13 protein-coding genes and 1 pseudogene are annotated in these 16,496 nt (G+C 43.8%); 12 read left to right on the top strand and 2 right to left on the bottom strand.

What is annotated here, in order from left to right; genetic code table 11:
- Positions 1-176 precede the first annotated feature (176 nt).
- From ACM0OZ_RS25690 to ACM0OZ_RS25635, 12 genes and pseudogenes are all read left to right on the top strand, one after another.
- Positions 177-902 (top strand): TetR/AcrR family transcriptional regulator, encoded by a 726-nt coding sequence (locus tag ACM0OZ_RS25690; protein ID WP_414585659.1) that lies wholly within the window; start codon positions 177-179, stop codon positions 900-902.
- A gap of 86 nt (positions 903-988) precedes the next feature.
- Positions 989-2,305, top strand: coding sequence for an HlyD family secretion protein (locus ACM0OZ_RS25685; protein WP_414585658.1), 1,317 nt, complete (start codon positions 989-991; stop codon positions 2,303-2,305).
- Between the two features lie 267 nt (positions 2,306-2,572).
- Positions 2,573-4,549 carry an ATP-binding cassette domain-containing protein gene (locus ACM0OZ_RS25680; RefSeq protein WP_414585657.1) on the top strand — a complete coding sequence of 659 codons (1,977 nt, stop codon included), beginning with the start codon at positions 2,573-2,575 and terminating at the stop codon, positions 4,547-4,549.
- A 71-nt stretch (positions 4,550-4,620) separates the two neighbouring features.
- Positions 4,621-5,733 carry an ABC transporter permease gene (locus tag ACM0OZ_RS25675; protein ID WP_414585656.1) on the top strand — a complete coding sequence of 371 codons (1,113 nt, stop codon included), beginning with the start codon at positions 4,621-4,623 and terminating at the stop codon, positions 5,731-5,733.
- Positions 5,734-5,864: 131 nt separating this feature from the next.
- A complete protein-coding gene (locus ACM0OZ_RS25670) occupies positions 5,865-7,013 on the top strand; it encodes an ABC transporter permease (RefSeq protein ID WP_414585654.1) in 1,149 nt (382 codons plus the stop codon).
- 173 nt (positions 7,014-7,186) lie between these two features.
- Positions 7,187-8,188, top strand: a complete 1,002-nt coding sequence (gene ahr / locus ACM0OZ_RS25665; RefSeq protein ID WP_414585653.1) for an NADPH-dependent aldehyde reductase Ahr — start codon at positions 7,187-7,189, stop codon at positions 8,186-8,188.
- Positions 8,189-8,514: 326 nt separating this feature from the next.
- Entirely contained in the window at positions 8,515-9,021 is a 507-nt protein-coding gene (locus ACM0OZ_RS25660) for a DUF1622 domain-containing protein (RefSeq protein WP_414585652.1), read from the top strand.
- Positions 9,018-9,365: a hypothetical protein gene (locus ACM0OZ_RS25655; protein ID WP_414585651.1), complete on the top strand. Its 348-nt coding sequence runs from the start codon at positions 9,018-9,020 to the stop codon at positions 9,363-9,365. Before ACM0OZ_RS25660 ends, ACM0OZ_RS25655 begins: the two co-directional genes overlap by 4 nt.
- Positions 9,366-9,552: 187 nt before the next feature.
- Positions 9,553-9,687 carry a PDZ domain-containing protein gene (locus tag ACM0OZ_RS25650; RefSeq protein WP_414585692.1) on the top strand — a complete coding sequence of 45 codons (135 nt, stop codon included), beginning with the start codon at positions 9,553-9,555 and terminating at the stop codon, positions 9,685-9,687.
- 263 nt (positions 9,688-9,950) lie between these two features.
- The gene (locus tag ACM0OZ_RS25645; protein ID WP_414585650.1) at positions 9,951-10,523 is read left to right on the top strand and encodes a DUF3611 family protein; all 573 of its coding nucleotides are present in this window, start codon (positions 9,951-9,953) and stop codon (positions 10,521-10,523) included.
- Positions 10,524-10,928: 405 nt separating this feature from the next.
- Positions 10,929-12,092, top strand: a pseudogene (locus ACM0OZ_RS25640) (RNA-guided endonuclease InsQ/TnpB family protein).
- Positions 12,093-12,717: 625 nt separating this feature from the next.
- On the top strand, positions 12,718-13,224 hold the full coding sequence (locus tag ACM0OZ_RS25635; protein ID WP_414585649.1) for a hypothetical protein: 507 nt from the start codon (positions 12,718-12,720) through the stop codon (positions 13,222-13,224).
- Positions 13,225-13,643: 419 nt separating this feature from the next.
- On the opposite strand, the gene ACM0OZ_RS25630 is transcribed toward ACM0OZ_RS25635, so the two are convergent.
- On the bottom strand, positions 13,644-14,732 hold the full coding sequence (locus ACM0OZ_RS25630; protein WP_414585648.1) for a glycosyltransferase family 4 protein: 1,089 nt from the start codon (positions 14,730-14,732) through the stop codon (positions 13,644-13,646).
- A 1,157-nt stretch (positions 14,733-15,889) separates the two neighbouring features.
- Entirely contained in the window at positions 15,890-15,970 is an 81-nt protein-coding gene (locus tag ACM0OZ_RS25625) for a hypothetical protein (protein ID WP_414585691.1), read from the bottom strand.
- Positions 15,971-16,496: the final 526 nt, after the last annotated feature.

Here is a 16,496-nt window from a genome sequence, read left to right as displayed (position 1 = left end):
TCAAAATCCTTCTCTAGAACGATGCTATATTTCTACACTTTTGGTATTACAAGCTCTTTTTCGGTAATACTTAGCGTCCTTAATACTATTATTATATGCTAAGGTTTTTTTCATTTGCATATACACCCATAATTAATCATGTTATATTTTTGATTGACCAATCAATCAAGGATGTTATGCCTCCACGCGACGAACAAGACTTTGAAGGGCGGCGACAGCAGATTATTGACGGTGCTTTGCAAGTATTTGCTAGCAAAGGCTTCGAGAAGGCGACCAACAAAGATATTGCAGCAGCAGCGGGGATTGGCTCACCTGGCTTGATATATCACTACTTTAAGGATAAAAGCGACTTGTTTGAGCAAGTGGTTGAGCAACGCCTTCCAGTGCTGCAATTGCTGATCCACAGTGAGGAGGACATAATGAGCAAACCACCGCAGGATGCCCTCACCATCTTTGGTAAAGCCTTTCTCAAAGTATCGGAAAACCCGACATCTATCGCGCTGATGAAGCTGCTGTTGGGTGAAGCGTTTCGGCAGCCTGCAGTTGCGGAGATAATTAACAAAATTGGACCGAGTCGTTCTATTTCTTTCTTAACTCGCTATCTGGCAAAGCAAATGTCACTTGGAGTCATGAAACCTATGAACCCAGCAGCAGCAGCTCGCTGTTTTGTGGGTCCATTTATTGCGTACATACTCACGCGTGAAGTATTCCAACAACCCGATGCTCAGCAAATTAGCTCTGATACGATGGTAGCAACTGCTGTCGAGGTTTTCCTGCAAGGCATGGTTTTAATCCCTGATAAGGATTCATACAGACGTTCTGCTACCAGCGCAGATACAATACCATATTCTCTGCCGCAAGGTGTGTTTGACTTGAATGAAAACGGCTACAACCAAGCTTGAAGCCAAATTTTTTTTTGGAGCAAAGTTGATTAATCAATCAATCAATTTAAAGTTTCTAGGAGTTCATCACTACCCACGGAGTTGTTATGACACAAACGCAGCCCAATCCTACCCATGACTCTAAACAGGCTCCCAGCATTGCTGACAACGACTTAAAGCAACCCTCCAAGCCCCAGCCGCCACCGCAGCCGCGACGACGCATTCCTAAACCAGTGCTGATTTTGGGGGCGATCGCCCTCCTAGGTGGGGTTGGATACGGAGTTTATCGTGTATTCTTTTATCAACCAGAGCCTGATGGTCTGTTTTTAAGTGGACGTATTGAAGGCTATGAAACCGATGTGTCTGCCAAAATCGGTGGTCGAATAGCCAACGTAGGCGTTAGGGAAGGAGATATGGTTAAGCCAGGTCAACTGTTAGTGCAAATAGACGACTCCGAATTACGCGCCCAACTACAAGGAGCTGCTGCCCGTGTACGTGCGGCACAGGAGAGGTTAGAACGCGCCCGCCAGCAGTTGCCCATACTCCAAGCACAGCTACAACAAGCTAATCTCACTACCCAGCAGGCGAATCAAGAAAGTAAAGGTCGAGTCGTGCAGGCAGAGAATGCTTTAGCAGCTGCGCGATCGCAGTTAGTAGAGGCTCAAGCAAACTTGAAGCTAGCACAGGCAAGACAACGGCGTACCAGTTCCTTGTATGCCGAAGGTGCTGTGTCAGCCCAGCGGCGGGATGAAGATAATGCTGCATTGGGTGTGGCACAAGCCCGCGTTGCTGCAGCCCAGCAGCAGGTTCAGTCAGCGCAAGGAACCCTAACCCAAGCCCAAGCCACTCTCAGCAATCCACCAATTCGCGCCGCAGCGGCATTACAAGTTGAAAAACAAATCGCCCAAGCCCGTACCGACATATCAGTCTCCCAGCAGGAAGTCCGCGACGCCCAAGCGACACAAGCGCAAACTCAAGCAAATTTAAATTACTTAGTTATTAAAAGCCCCTTAGCTGGTAATGTCATCACCCGTTCTGTAGAACCAGGCGAAGTCGTTGCAGCAGGTGCGCCACTGTTAACAATCATCAATCTTAACAATCTTTATCTACGTGGCTTCATCCCCGAAGGAGAAATCGGCAAAGTCAGAATTGGTCAGTCTAGTTTAGTGTACTTAGATAGTTATCCCAAGCAACCGCTACAGGCAACAGTCACTCGTATAGACCCCAAAGCCAGTTACACCCCAGAAAATACTTATTTTAAAAAAGATAGGGTAACACAAGTATTTGGAGTAGAACTCACCCTAAAAAATCCTCAAGGTTTAGCAAAACCGGGAATGCCCGCCGATGGTCGAATTCTTGTACCAGAAACGCAGCAAAAGCCTGCTTCTACTCAGCTTTCTCTGCCGTGGAAATCCAAACAATAATTCTCTCCTCTGCGTCCTGTGGGACAGGCAAGATGCCTGTCATATATAGCGCAATTCAATTGAATAAAGTAATTATCTGTGTCCATCTGTGGTTCATTCTTTCTTTGTGCACCTTACCCAATTGCAAACCGCTATAGCAATCCTAAATCATTCGTGAAATTCTCTTTTCTCTCTTTTCTTGGCGTCCTTGGCGACTTGGCGGTTCGTTCAAAAAATAATTTTCACAACTCAAATAGGATTGCTATATAGCTAGTCGTTCATAAAATTATGACAGCAACGCTCCAGACAAACACTCCACAAAAACGCACCAACTCTCCCGTCATCTCCATCCGGGACTTACAACACCGCTACGGCAAACAAACTGAAGCAGTAGCAGGTATCAACTTAGACATCTATCAAGGTGAGATTTTTGGGCTAATAGGACCTGATGGGGCAGGCAAAAGCACCACATTTCAAATTCTCTCAGGAGTCATGCCACAAACAAGCGGCATCGTCGAGGTACTCGATTCCAAACCTTGGGATGTGCGCCTGCAAATGGGCTACCTCACTCAGCGCTTTAGTCTTTACCTGGATATGAGCATATGGGAAAATTTGCGTTATGCCGCAGGCTTACGTGAGGTCACTGAAGCGGCTTTGAAAAGCCGTAGCGAACACTACTTAAAGTTACTAGACTTGGCACAGTTTAAAGAACGTCTAGCGGGACGCCTCTCCGGGGGAATGAAGCAAAAACTCGCTTTGTGCTGTGCGCTGATTCACCAGCCGAAAATTTTGTTATTGGATGAGCCAACAACGGGTGTAGATCCGGTATCGCGTCGCGAGTTTTGGGATATCTTAGCAGATTTGGCTGTGAGTGAAGGCATGACAACAGTAGTCGCTACCCCCTACCTAGATGAAGCAGAACGCTGTTCGCGGATTGCTTTGATGTATGAGGGCAAAATTCAGCAATGCGACACGCCTGCTAAAGTAAAAGCGAGCTTGGGCGTGCAACGGTTAGAAGTTTATATCCCTGTGGCGCAATTAGATAAAGCTGCAGACATTCTCAAGAATAACGTTGATTTACGAGATTTGGCGCAAGATGTGCAACGCTTTGGCGATCGCCTAGATGTACTTACAGCGCAGCCTAAAGAAACCAGTCACAGAATTGAGCGCGTCTTGCAGCAGCAACAGATTAAAGTTGAAAATCTTGCTACCGATACCCCAACTTTAGAGAATACCTTTGTTGCCCGGTTGCGGGAACTCAAAGGCGAAACTTCTACAGGCAATTATCCGCGAATTTTCCATCAAGAAAAATCTCAGGGAACAGCCATTGGGGCGGAAAATCTAAATAAAATTTTTGGTAATTTCCACGCAGTTAATAATATCAATTTAGACATTAAATACGGTGAAGTTTTTGGTCTTTTGGGGGCGAATGGTGCCGGAAAGACAACCGTCATCAAAATGCTTTGTGGCTTGCTGCCAGCAAGTTCTGGCAAAGTCAGTCTGGTAGGGGAAACGGGTCAATTACGCAGTGCCGAAGTACGTCAGAAAATCGGCTATATGTCACAAAAGTTTACCCTATACGATGACCTGACGATAGGACAGAACCTGGAGTTTTACTGCGGTGTTTATGGTATACCTCGCCGTCATCGACGAGCAAAGAAAAACTGGGTACTCCAGATGAGTGATTTACTAGGTCAAGAGGATAGGCTAACTGCGGACTTACCAGGAGGTTGGAAGCAGCGGGTGGCTTTTGGCGCAGCAGTGATGCACGAACCAAAAGTTGTGTTTCTTGACGAGCCAACTTCTGGTGTTGATCCGCTTGCAAGAAGAGAATTTTGGCGCTGGATCAACCAGTTTGCTGGTGAAGGCATGGCAATACTGGTAACTACCCATTATCTAGAAGAAGCCGAACAGTGTCACCGCTTGGGATTCATGGTAGCAGGGGAACTCGTAGCTCAAGGGACACCGCGTCAAGTCAAACAAGAGCAGCCAGGACAATTGGTGGAATGGGAGTGTGAGCAGGTGCAAAAGGCTTCGGATGTGCTCAAGCAGAAGTTGGAGCGCAGGCGGGTGTCGATTTTCGGTTCGCGTCTGCATACTATTCTAGATGAGCCGCGCATGCAGATTCCCCAAGTTGAAAATTGGCTCGTTAAAGCTGGGATAAAAGTGGAAAGCCATCGACAGATGGAGTTTTCGCTGGAAGACGTGTTCATTAGTGTGGTGGAACAAGCGCGACAGCGCGGTTTAGATGTGCCAAAGGATTAAGAAAGTCAAAAGTCAGGAGTCAAGAGTCAAAACATTTTAACTTTTTCATCACTCAGCAATGAGGACTTAGTATGAAACCGAAACGCATCTTTGCTCAGACTGTTAAAGAACTAACGCAACTGGGACGCGATCGCCTAACCCTAACACTAGCACTCTTCTTGCCGTTGATACTGCTACTGCTGTTTGGTTTTGCAGTATCCCTAGAAGTAAACAAAATTAACTTTGCCATTCAAGATTTAGACTTGACACCAACTAGCCGCGAGTATATTGCCACCTTTGAGCGCACCAATAAGTTCAATATAGTTGCTTTTGGACCAGAGGTTAATGTGCCGCGACTACTAGATAAAGGTTCAGTAGCAGCAGGTTTAATTATCCCTCCAGAGTTTTCACGCGACTTAAAACGGAGTGGACGTGCAGCCGAAGTGCAAATCTTGGTAGATGGTACCGATGCTAACACTGCCAATATTGTTAGAGGCTATGCCAAAGCAACGACCAATGCTTTTGTGGAAAATTTACGCGGTAGTAGTCATCTGCTTGTCAAGCTTCAATCTCGGCTGTGGTACAACCCCGGCTTAGAAACCTTAAAATACATTGGTCCTGGGGCTATTGCAATTACTGTCACCCTGTTTCCTCCACTTCTGGCTGGCTTGGCTACAGCAAAAGAGTATGAACAAGGGACTATCCTCCAGGTTTATGCATCTAGCTTAACAGGCACAGAATACTTACTAGGTAAAGCAGCAGCGTTTTGGCTGGTGGGTATGGCGGAGGTGTTGTTTGTCCATTTAGAAGCATGGCTGTTCTTCGGTTTGAGATTTGTTGGCGATCCCACACCCATAATTCTCAGTTCAATACTTTACATTGCTTGCGGTGTATTTTGGGGTATCTTTCTGGGCTGCAATACCAAAGTACAGAGTGCTGCAATCCAAGCAGTAGCCTTTACGGCATTTTTGCTGTCACTTCAATTATCCGGGTTCATCTACCCAATAGCTAATATTCCTATTGGCATCCGTTGGGTTTCCAACATTATTCCAGCTCGATACTACATTGAGTTAACTCGCGATGCCTATGTTCGCGGCGTAGGTTGGTTGGGAATCTGGTTTCAGGTCTTAGCTTTGACACTCCTTGCAAGCTTATTTTTCTTCTTGGCTTGGCGTAAATTGCAGAAGATGCAATTGGGAGCTTAAATCATTCAAAATTCAAAATAACAGCGCAACTCAATTGAATGAAGTAATTATTTATCTGTGTCCATCTGTGTTCATCTGTGGTTCATTATTTCTTTTTGTACCTTACCTAATTGCAAACCGCTATATTTAATATGTTTTCAAATTTAATAGACACCCTTTTAGGCAGCCGTTTTTGGGCGCTTTTCCAGAAAGAATTCGCTCAGATATTGCGTAACCGTCAGTTAGTGATTCAATTGCTGGTACCGCCCACTGTCTTTTTAATGTTGTTTGGTTTTGCTCTGAGTCCAGACTTCCAAAACCTTAAAGTTGGAATTACCGACTATAGCAAAAGTAGTGCCTCGCGTGAATTTGTGGAAATATTCAATCAGACTGATGCATTTGTGATTAGTCGGTACTATGCTAACGAAGAGGATATGGTTGCCGATTTGGCGAAAGGTTCCCTGACCGTCGGTATCTCTATTCCGCCAGAATTTGCTGATGACATTGCCAAAAGACGTACAGTCGAAGTGCAGGCGCTGTATGATGCTGTAGATGCAAACACAGCTAGTATTGCTTCTAGTTACATTAGCCAATTAGTCAGTGACTACAACTTGCGTCATAGAAACAAGGGTGGCAATGCTGTAGCCTTCCAGCGCAATCAGGTGCAGGTTCAGACTTCAGTATTCTACAATCCTGGGTTGGAAACTTCTTGGTTTATAGTCTCAGGGGTCTTTGGAATTTTGCTTACAGTCATCGGTTCTCAAGCCGCCGCATCATTGGTGGTACGGGAAAAAGAAGCGGGAACTATTGAGCAACTGATTATGACTCCAGCCTCGAACACAGAAGTCATTCTCGCTAAGGTGTGTCCGTTACTTGTTCTGCTTACCGTTGATGTTTTGATTGCTCTTAGCGTAGCAAAGCTAGCCTTTGGTGTGCCACTGCGGGGTAATTTACTTGTGTTCCTAATGATTGCCGTGCTTTACTTCTGGGTAGGTATCAGTATCGGCATCTTGATTGCTTCCTACTCAAAAAGCGAACAGCAGACACAGTTAACAGCATTCTTTGTCAACCCGCCCCTGACTCTTTTATGTGGAGCTACCACTCCCATTTCCTCGATGCCCACCTTCGTGCAATGGCTCACTTATCTCGACCCCTTACGTTACTTTATCGAAGTTTGTCGCGGGATTTTGCTTAAAGGAGTCGGTATCGAAACGCTTTGGCGTCAAGTATTAATTTTACTAGTTTTTGCTACAGTGCTGATGACCCTGAGTATTCGTCAGTTTCGACGGCAGTTAGGTTGAAACTTAAACATCCCCAATAGCATGAAGAGAGAAATTTAGGCAATATTTTTTAAAATTTGGATAGGAATTGCAAAGTTTTATATCTAACCTGATATAAAACGCTTCATACACAATGAGTAAACTTTACAATAACAACTTGGAAAAATTTAACATCATCACCTGAGGTCATTTCTATGGTTCGCGCCTACGCAGCTTTTCAACCCGGCGGAGAACTCAAACCCTTTGAATACGATCTAGGACCGCTTGGCAGTGAGAATGTGGAGATTGATGTTGAATACTGTGGGATTTGCCATAGCGACCTCAGTATGCTCAAGAACGATTGGGGAATGACTCAGTATCCTATTGTTCCAGGACATGAAGTGGTTGGCACGATCGCAGCCGTTGGTGATGCCGTGAAAAAACTTCAAGTGGGGCAACGAGTTGGACTGGGTTGGAATTCGCGATCGTGTATGACTTGCGAGTGGTGTATGTCCGGCAGCCATAATCTCTGCTTGACAGCCGAAGGTACTATCGTTGGTCGGCATGGAGGCTTTGCCGACAAGGTACGCGCCCATGAGGCTTGGGTTATGCCTTTACCTTCTGACATTGACCCTGTGAGTGCTGGACCATTATTTTGCGGTGGTATCACAGTTTTTAATCCGATAGTGCAGTTTGATGTCAAACCAACTGACCGTGTTGGTGTGATTGGTATCGGTGGATTAGGTCATATGGCATTGAAGTTTCTTCATGCTTGGGGCTGTGATCTGACTGCATTCTCCACTAGCCCTGATAAGGAAGCGGAAGCAAGAGAACTTGGTGCGAATCACTTCATCAATTCCCGCGACCCAAATGCACTTAAATCTGTGGAAAATTCCTTCGATTTAATTCTCTCAACTGTCAACGTTGATTTAGATTGGAGTACTTACATTTCCTTGCTACGTCCAAAAGGACGACTACACTTTGTTGGGGTGGTTCCTAACCCCGTTTCCAGCCTTGTTTTCCCATTAATAGCGGCTCAAAAGTCAATTTCTGGTAGCCCCCTTGGAAGCCCTGCCACGATTGTCCAAATGCTCGATTTTGTTGCTCGCCACAAAATTGAGCCAGTCATCGAAACCTTTAAGTTCGATCAGGTGAACGAGGCATTAGAACGGCTACAAAGTGGGAAAGCACGGTATCGGCTGGTGCTGAAACATTAGCTTGCAAGAGCCTCGATACGGTAGACACCAAAAGCCGCTCTTGTACACGCAAGCGTCAAGAGTGGTATTTATAGCGATTTTCGATTGAACACAATACATTTGTAGGGGCGTTCGCGCAGCGAACGCCCCTATCATTTGGTGTATTACATGTAAGTAAAAACCGCTGTAACTTGCAACACAGGAATCGCGGACTGGGGATAAATTGACCTTCACCTAATTAAATACGCACTCAAGTTACATTTTGTCAAGCATAAATTCTTCCCTCATTTGAAGGAAGAAGCAATTGCGGCAAAGCCTTACACTGAGTCAAGCAAAACCAAGCTGGCATGAAACGAGAAACGAGACATGATTCTCTAATTAACATTCTGTTACCCCTTGGATTAATCTTTGGTCTGGTTCTACTGTTGAGTCTCAATGTGGGACAAACTGACCAACAAGCAGCAGTGTTGGAAAGCCCTTTGGAGTCATGGCTAAAGGTGATTGTTGGTTACTTAGCAGCTGGGGCAGAAATTGCCGCTGCAGTGGTGATTGGTGGTGCGGTTTTTCGTGGAATTATTACTTATGTCCGGCAATTGTTTTCCCGCAGGACACATCATTATGATTCCACCGAATTGATCCGTCTAAAATTGGGGCGGGTATTGGCGTTGGGATTAGAATTTACAGTTGCCAGTGACATCCTGCGTACGGCAGTTGCGCCTACTCGTCAGGATATTCTAAACCTGGGAGCAATTGTTCTTTTGCGAACTCTACTGAATTATTTCTTAGAGCGCGAAATCAGGGAGGGAGAGCAAAGGCGTTTACCAGAACAGGAACGTACTGAGATAGAGATATGAATCAAAACTTTTCCAGCTTAAAACCCTTAGAGGGCGTAAATCGATCGCTCCGAACTAGGCTGGATCTCAAGGGTGAACTCGCATTGGCAACAGCGCCAACGGTGTTAATACTAACTGTGCTGGCTCTCGTCGAAGTGCTGAGTCGGCAGCACTTGCTGTTTGCATTACTCACTTCAAGTGCGTTTCTCATTTACCTTGACCCGCAGCACGGCACAAACACGGTGCGAACGTTGGTTCTCTCCCAAATGATGGCAGCCACCATCGGTTTAATAATGTACTCAATCCTTTACCCACACCCTGGATACTCTCTATTACCGTCGTCAAGTGAGCAGCATACTACCTAGAATAAAAAATCTCTGCTCGCTACATCTTTTTAGAGAAGTGAGCGACATACTACCTAGAATAAAAAATCTCTACTCGCTACATCTTTCTAGAGACTGACTTGACTTAGGTTAATATTTGATAGTTTATTATTCATCCATATATATATGTGTGCGACTGATTGAGCTAACACCGGAAATTTAACAGGAAATCAACCAAAGTAATCTTGGTTTTAAAGTCAATCAAGAGCGAGGAGTCTTAATTGTAGCTGTGGATCCCAATTCTGCAGCAGCCCATGGTGGTTTATGTCCTGGCGATATTATTACCGCAGTCAAAGGAGTTTAAATTCAAAACGCCGAGCAAGTCCAAGATCAAGTAGAAGCAATACCTTTAGGAAATACTCTTCAATTTTAAGTTAAATTTAAAGTTAACCGCAATGGTTTCACCCAAATTATCACAGTCAAACCAGAGCAATTACCAGCTGCTACCTCTAATTGAAAAGTAGACAATTATTAACTATTTAAGGCGCTATGCCAAGCCCAAAATGACTGAAGTAAGACTATTTTCAAAAATCAAAAGATAGTTTATCAGGCTTAAGGAGAACGAATATGTCAAATGACTTAAATTCATACCTACCTGTACCAACTAAGCAAAAATTTGCAGCCACCTTCGGCGTAGTAAGACCGATTAGCTTCTGGGTACAGTTAGCACTAGGCGGTGTTTCTAGCTTCGCTTTGTTCTTGGCAATATTTAGCCGTAGTTCCACTGTCCAAACAACGACGAATTCGGTCATGGGGTTTGGAGTCTTTTTTGGTATTATTGGAATTTTAGTGCTGTGTTTCAGGCTCTATTGGGTGAACCGCTACAGGCGTTTAGACAAACTTTTACAGTCCCCTAACCGTGAACTACATCCAACGAAAGAGGACGTAATTCAAGTATTACGCATTGGATTAATTGTCAGTTTGATAGGGCTATTGTTAGCTTTTTTAGCATCTGAAGTGACCGTTATTGCTGTACTATCAAAAGTTCTAGCTCTGCCTCAAGGAGTGGCAGTCTATAGACCTGAAAATGTCATTCGTTCCCTAGATCTTTTTGTAGTTTTGGCAAACGTCAATCTGATTGGCGCTCACCTTGTAGGAGGCGCTACTTCACTTGGGCTGCTTAACTGGTTAGATCAATAGTAAATAACGTGAGTTCGACGGAACTAAAAAATAGCAGGAGGTAGAGCAGTTGACACTCCCACGGCTGTTAAACTATTGCAAGCGGACGTTTAACGAAAAGCCGTGGGATTCTTGAATCAAAGGGGTTAGAAGCTGTCACTTAATTTCTGGACAAAGCTACCCACATCTTACTATTTCTCCACTTCCTCAATCAACTTATCTACACATTCCCTTAGTCGTTCTTGCCAGTCAGGGACGGCTTTAAGTTTCTCTCTTATTCCCGCAGCGAACATTGAAACACACAGGACGTTTATCAAATGGTTCCTCGTTTTGAGGCTTAAATCCTAACCTGTTTCCTTTTTTAAATGGCATAACACAATATTAACTATATATGTTACTATAGTAACATACACAAGAGAGAGGGCAATGTTGTTAGGTTTTAAAACAGAACTAAAACTCAATAAGCAGCAACGCATTCAACTGTTAAAGCATTGTGGAGTAGCACGTCATGCTTGGAATTAGGGGCTGGCTCTCACTAAGCAAATACTTGACCATAATAAGGTTAATCCTAAAGCCAAGATAAAGTTTCCTAGCGCTATTGACCTGCATAAATGGTTGGTAGCACTTGTAAAGAGCGAAAATGAATGGTATTACGAATGCTCTAAATCGTCTCCACAGGAAGCGTTAAGAGCATTGAGAAGTGCTTGGGATAGATGCTTCAAAAAGACTGCTGGCGCTCCACAGTTTAAGAAGAAAGGACGCAGAGATTCATTTACACTTGAAGGTACAGTCAAAATCTTAGGTAGCAACAAAATTCAAGTACCTGTAATCGGTGTTTTAAGAACCTACGAGCGACTACCGCAAGTGTTGACTAAATCTGTTACTGTTAGCCGTCAAGCTGATAAATGGTTTATCAGTTTTAGGTTTGATATAGAACAGCAGCAATCCAAACATACAGACGTTGTAGGTGTTGATTTGGGTGTTAAAAGCCTTTGCACCCTCAGCACTGGTGAAGTAATTCTAGGAGCTAAGTCCTACAAGAGGTATGAAGCCAAACTTAGCAGAATACAGTGGTTGAATCGCCATAAAGTTATCGGTTCAAACAATTGGAAAAAAGCGCAGTTGCAAGTTGCTAGACTGCACAGAAAGATTGCCAACATCCGAAAAGATACGCTGCATAAGTTAACTACACTGCTTGCTAAGAACCACGGTACAGTAGTGATTGAGGACTTAAATGTATCAGGGCTGATGGCTAATCACAAACTGGCTAAGGCAATTGCTGATATGGGATTTTATGAGTTTCGCAGACAATTGACCTATAAGTGTGAACTATATGGTTCAAAACTTGTTGTAGTTGACCGATGGTTCCCATCTAGTAAGACCTGTTCTAGCTGCGGAACCAAAAAAGAAATGCTTGGACTGGAGCAACGAGTGTTCAAGTGTGACCACTGCGGATTCAGTTTAGACCGCGATTTAAACGCAGCGATTAATTTGAGCAAAGCTGTCAGTTAGACAGTAATAGCCTGTGGACTGGTTGAAGCCGACTTCTCCAGAATGAAGCAGGAAATAAACGAAACCCAAAAAATCTAATTGGTACAAGTTATCTTTGGCGAGAATTGTCCAGTTATGGGTAGCTTTGGGTAGGTTTTATGTAACGGTTCTTGTGAACTTACCCTCCTGCGCGCATGCAAGACCCGTCTGCCCGACGGCTGCACACCCTCTGTTGAGGACGACTTGAGCGGCTGCAACATCTCTATTTGTTCCTCGCGCTTTCCATAGCTCAAAACGAGCGGATAACGAGCGATTATTCGAGTCGATTAAGTAGGTCTGCGTGATTACACAAACTTATGTAAACAAAAGTAACTTGACGTGAAACGCTTGTAGTAAGCGCTGTCTAGCCTGCGGCACGCCTGACGGCGAACGCGCTTAGCGCTTACTACAAACAAAAAATGTATATTTGTGCCGACCTACTTACTGCTCTAACCCCGCAAGGCAAATGGATAGACCAAAATATGAGTATATGAAAAATGGCATTTCTATTGGATATAAGCAAAGGCAGAGAACTGTTCTAGTTTTATCTCAATCTGAAGATTGACGTTTTCTACTGCTTGGATACTTAAGTTTATGGTTAGTAGGCTCACTTTATTTGATGGTCATGAAAGTGAGCAAAAGACTTTTTTGACTTAACAACGACTACATGACTCAGAATAATGCTATGAATTATCTTGTTGCAGTTCTACCAGACCGATTAAAGGCAGAAGAAGCTTACACTGCCCTAGAAAAAGAAGGCTTACCCACTCAGCAAATTGACATTTTAGGTACAGGGTACAAAAGTGCTGATGAGTTTGGGTTGATTGACCCAAATCAGCAAGCAAAGAAAGGTATGACTCGTTTGTCATCTTGGCTGATTCCCTTTGGTTTTGTTGCTGGTTACGCCTTCAACGTTTTGACGGGAATTGAAATATTTCCCATTGGCAATCTTGGCAATCACCTTATTGGTGGACTGTTGGGAGCCGCTTCTGGTGCTTTGGGTGCATACTTTGTCGGTGGTGGAGTTGGTTTAAGCGTGGGGAGTGGGGATGCTCTACCCTACCGGAACCGCCTTAACGCAGGGAAGTACCTAATTGTGATCAAAGGTACTGAAGAATTGACTCGTCAGGCAACTCGGATTCTGCGCCAATTTGAGCCAGAAAACTTGCAAGGCTATGCCGAGCAAACTTAAGATTTAGGCGGAGGACGGGGTAGGCGATCGCTCGTGGACGAGTATCACAACCTGGTGGATAAGTGTTTGAGACTCATAGACGAGTATCAGAACTTTGTTAATCAGTCTTTGAGACTCATAGACGAGTATCACAACCTCCTAGATAAGTCTTTATGACTCATAGACGAGTATCACAACCTCCTAGATAAGTCTTTATGACTCATAGACGAGTATCAGAACTTTGTTAATCAGTCTTTGAGACTTATAGACGAGTATCACAGAGGTTTAGAAAAGCTATAACAAAAGATATAGCAATCCTAAATCGTAAGCCCTGCGGGCTGCCTTCGGCTACGTGAACAACAAGATTCCCGACTTCTTCAAGAAGTCGGGAATCTAAGCATACCCGATTTTAACAAATCAAATAGACGATCCCGAATCCCCTAAATCGAGCTGTTACTTAAAAGAACTGGCTTGCGGAAATATCCGTTATTCCGAGCAAACCGTTCAGCCAGAATCTTTTGATAAACTGCTTCATAGCCATCAGTCATATTCTGAACACTGAAACGGTTCCAGACATTCTCCCGACAAGCAAAGCGATCTAGTTCAGCAACCTTGCTAATAGCACTCACACATTCTTCAACGCTGTTGCAGAGAAAACCTGTTTTACCATGGGTAATTATCTCTTGTGTAGAGCCGAGGTTCATCGCAATCACAGGGGTACCAGATGCCATTGATTCAACCATTACCAACCCAAACGGTTCTCGCCAGGTAATAGGGAATAGGGTTGCTACCGCACCGCCCATTAATGTATTTTTTTGCTGATGATTGGCTTCACCTAAATATTCAATTTGCTTGCCATCAATCAAAGGCTTGATTTCACTTTCATAGTATTCCACATCAACGACATCCACCTTACCTGCCATCTTCAAGCGCCAGCCTGCTTTTTTAGCAATTTCTATCGCCAAGTGCGTTCCTTTCTCTGGAGAAATCCGACCTAGAAACGCTAAATAGGGTGGCTCTTCAGGTTGGACATAAAATTTATAGCTGTTGACATCAATCCCGTTGTAGACTGTTGCTACACAGTTCAGCCCTAGCCTTTGTTCTCGCTGTGCATCGGAAATACTGACGTAAGGTTGGTTTTTTGCATGTTTAAATATCTTTTCGTTGTCAGGAGTAAAAATTCCATGCAACGTGTGAACAGTGGGTGTTTTTACCAGCTTGGCGTAGGTCAAGGCAGGAAACCCGATGTGGGAATGAATAATATCAAACTCTTCAGCTTGCTCATACACCCTTGCTAAGTTCAGCATATCGTACACGCTGTGTTCTTTCACAGTCCGATCAAGTCGTAGGGCACAGGGATGGACTGATTCAAGCTTTGCCAAACTGATGGAATCTCCTGATGCAAATAGCGTGACTTCGTGTCCGCGTCTTACTAATTCATCAGTTAAAAGTCCAACGACTAGCTCTATACCGCCATAAGCTGGAGGTGGTACTCTCTCCCAGAGTGGAGCAACTTGGGCAATTCGCATCAAAAACCTCCTAAAAAGTCTAAAAAGTTAAATTTTAAATTCAAACTGCGGACTTTCTCACTAATGAATGATTTCCAGCTACTCAACTATAGTGAGAGCTAACTTGGTAGACAAACCTGAGTAAGAATTTAATAAGCACTTTATTCTGTTCATTTAAAAATTGTCTTTCTATCTTAAGTAGGGAACTTAGTGTCTAAGAAAGAAAATAAACCTTCAATGTTAATAAAAATTATATTTGCATTTCTTCCATCGAAAGAATGATTGTCATTGATCCCAAATAATAGATATTGCCACATCTATTATTTCTACTTACTAAGGAATAGAACAATAGGAATATCAAAGAGGTTTTTTTTATTATTTACAACATTGTCAATAACCTTTTTGGATAATTTTAAAACTTGTATTATTAATACCAATCACGTCGTTTCTCCCTGCAAAACCCTGCTGATATCGCTAAAATAGTCTTATCCACAGAGCATATTGTGGCTGATCAGCCAAAACCAAAGGGTAGAAGTCCTGGGGAGGTTGGTAGTGTTTGATGAAACTTTGATAAAAAATCGGCAATAGTCATATAGACTTCGGTTGTCATACCATAAAGGCTAAGAGAACTGAGGAAAAGTTATTAATTATTGCCTAATTTCTATAGCGTATATTCGCTCTTTGCAATAAAAATCCGCTTTCAAACATCTGCATATGAACAAACCAATTTTGTGGCTGAGCGTTTTTCTTGTGCTTGTTGGTTACTGGGTTTTAGTTAATTTAGTAATGTCAAGCAGATGAAACTGTAGGTTGGTTTTTCCATCTAGGAAAACCCATTCTTGTTTGAGCAAGTTTGGTCAAACAAGGGTAGTGTGAACTGGAAGCATTCTTGCTTGTTCTCTCTTTTTTCTTAAATAAAAGTTTCTTGTGATTGATTCTTAAAACAATGAAAAGCCGTAATCTGAAAATTTTTCAGACTGCGGCTTAAATATTTATATCCCCATTTGAACTCTCAGTTATCTATTTTATATCAAAAATGTCACAATTATAGTAGGTGGAAAAAGTGGGATTTGTAGCCAGTTTTTATATTTTTACAAACTGAAAAAGTAGGAAAAGACGAAACCTAGATGTAACTATATATTTAGTAAGCTTTTTGAAAAAAGCGCCTTGTTTATTGATCAAAAAGGTGTAAGCTCATGTTTCGAGATGACAGCTAACCTAATCGGCAAACTGAAGGTAAGCATCGCAACAAAGTGCATCGACCAAATTCCCATTTTCAATGCGATCGCATTCTGGCACTGGCACCTTTGCAATCGCCTTTATGCGGGGCAAAGCCCCGGAGCGTAAGCGCAAAGCGTGCCGTGCCTCCTGTCTCCTATGTCCTGAGCCCTTCGGGCACGGCTTGAGGCCGAACGGACACGCACTCGCGTTCGGAGACGCTGCGCGAACGGAGGACGCACGGTACAGGCGGTAGCCGTGGCCGTACCCACTGGGCATACGCGCAGCGTGTCCGTAAGAACTTAGGGACTCACGCGAGTGCGTGTCCTCTGGACTCAGCTGACTTTTCACGTCATGTGGAAAAGTCCACAAAAAATCTAACTTTCTTTCCCCAAAATTCCTGCGTCTCTCTCCTTATAGGAGAGAGAAATAGAAGCGAGGTTTTCGGTGATACCGTGAAAAGTAAGCTGGACTCAGGGGGAGAAAAGCGCGATTGCGCTCCGCGCAGTGCCGTAAGCCCTTCGGGCACACTACGTGAACGGCGCAGCCGTGCGGCACCGCGAGGGC

Source organism: Scytonema sp. PCC 10023 (assembly GCF_963920835.1).
Classification (GTDB): Bacteria; Cyanobacteriota; Cyanobacteriia; order Cyanobacteriales; family Nostocaceae; genus Kalymmatonema.
Note: the sequence above shows the minus strand (reverse complement) of the source record. Positions and strands in the feature narration are given on the sequence as shown.

Excerpts from the sequence above, each read along its gene's own strand:
- ACM0OZ_RS25690 (WP_414585659.1), top strand. The coding sequence starts at position 177 with ATGCCTCCACGCGACGAACAAGACTTTGAAGGGCGGCGACAGCAGATT.
- ACM0OZ_RS25685 (WP_414585658.1), top strand. The coding sequence starts at position 989 with ATGACACAAACGCAGCCCAATCCTACCCATGACTCTAAACAGGCTCCC.
- ACM0OZ_RS25680 (WP_414585657.1), top strand. The coding sequence starts at position 2,573 with ATGACAGCAACGCTCCAGACAAACACTCCACAAAAACGCACCAACTCT.
- ACM0OZ_RS25675 (WP_414585656.1), top strand. The coding sequence starts at position 4,621 with ATGAAACCGAAACGCATCTTTGCTCAGACTGTTAAAGAACTAACGCAA.
- ACM0OZ_RS25670 (WP_414585654.1), top strand. The coding sequence starts at position 5,865 with ATGTTTTCAAATTTAATAGACACCCTTTTAGGCAGCCGTTTTTGGGCG.
- ahr (WP_414585653.1), top strand. The coding sequence starts at position 7,187 with ATGGTTCGCGCCTACGCAGCTTTTCAACCCGGCGGAGAACTCAAACCC.
- ACM0OZ_RS25660 (WP_414585652.1), top strand. The coding sequence starts at position 8,515 with ATGAAACGAGAAACGAGACATGATTCTCTAATTAACATTCTGTTACCC.
- ACM0OZ_RS25655 (WP_414585651.1), top strand. The coding sequence starts at position 9,018 with ATGAATCAAAACTTTTCCAGCTTAAAACCCTTAGAGGGCGTAAATCGA.
- ACM0OZ_RS25645 (WP_414585650.1), top strand. The coding sequence starts at position 9,951 with ATGTCAAATGACTTAAATTCATACCTACCTGTACCAACTAAGCAAAAA.
- ACM0OZ_RS25635 (WP_414585649.1), top strand. The coding sequence starts at position 12,718 with ATGAATTATCTTGTTGCAGTTCTACCAGACCGATTAAAGGCAGAAGAA.
- ACM0OZ_RS25630 (WP_414585648.1), bottom strand. The coding sequence starts at position 14,732 with ATGCGAATTGCCCAAGTTGCTCCACTCTGGGAGAGAGTACCACCTCCA.
- ACM0OZ_RS25625 (WP_414585691.1), bottom strand. The coding sequence starts at position 15,970 with ATGCACTTTGTTGCGATGCTTACCTTCAGTTTGCCGATTAGGTTAGCT.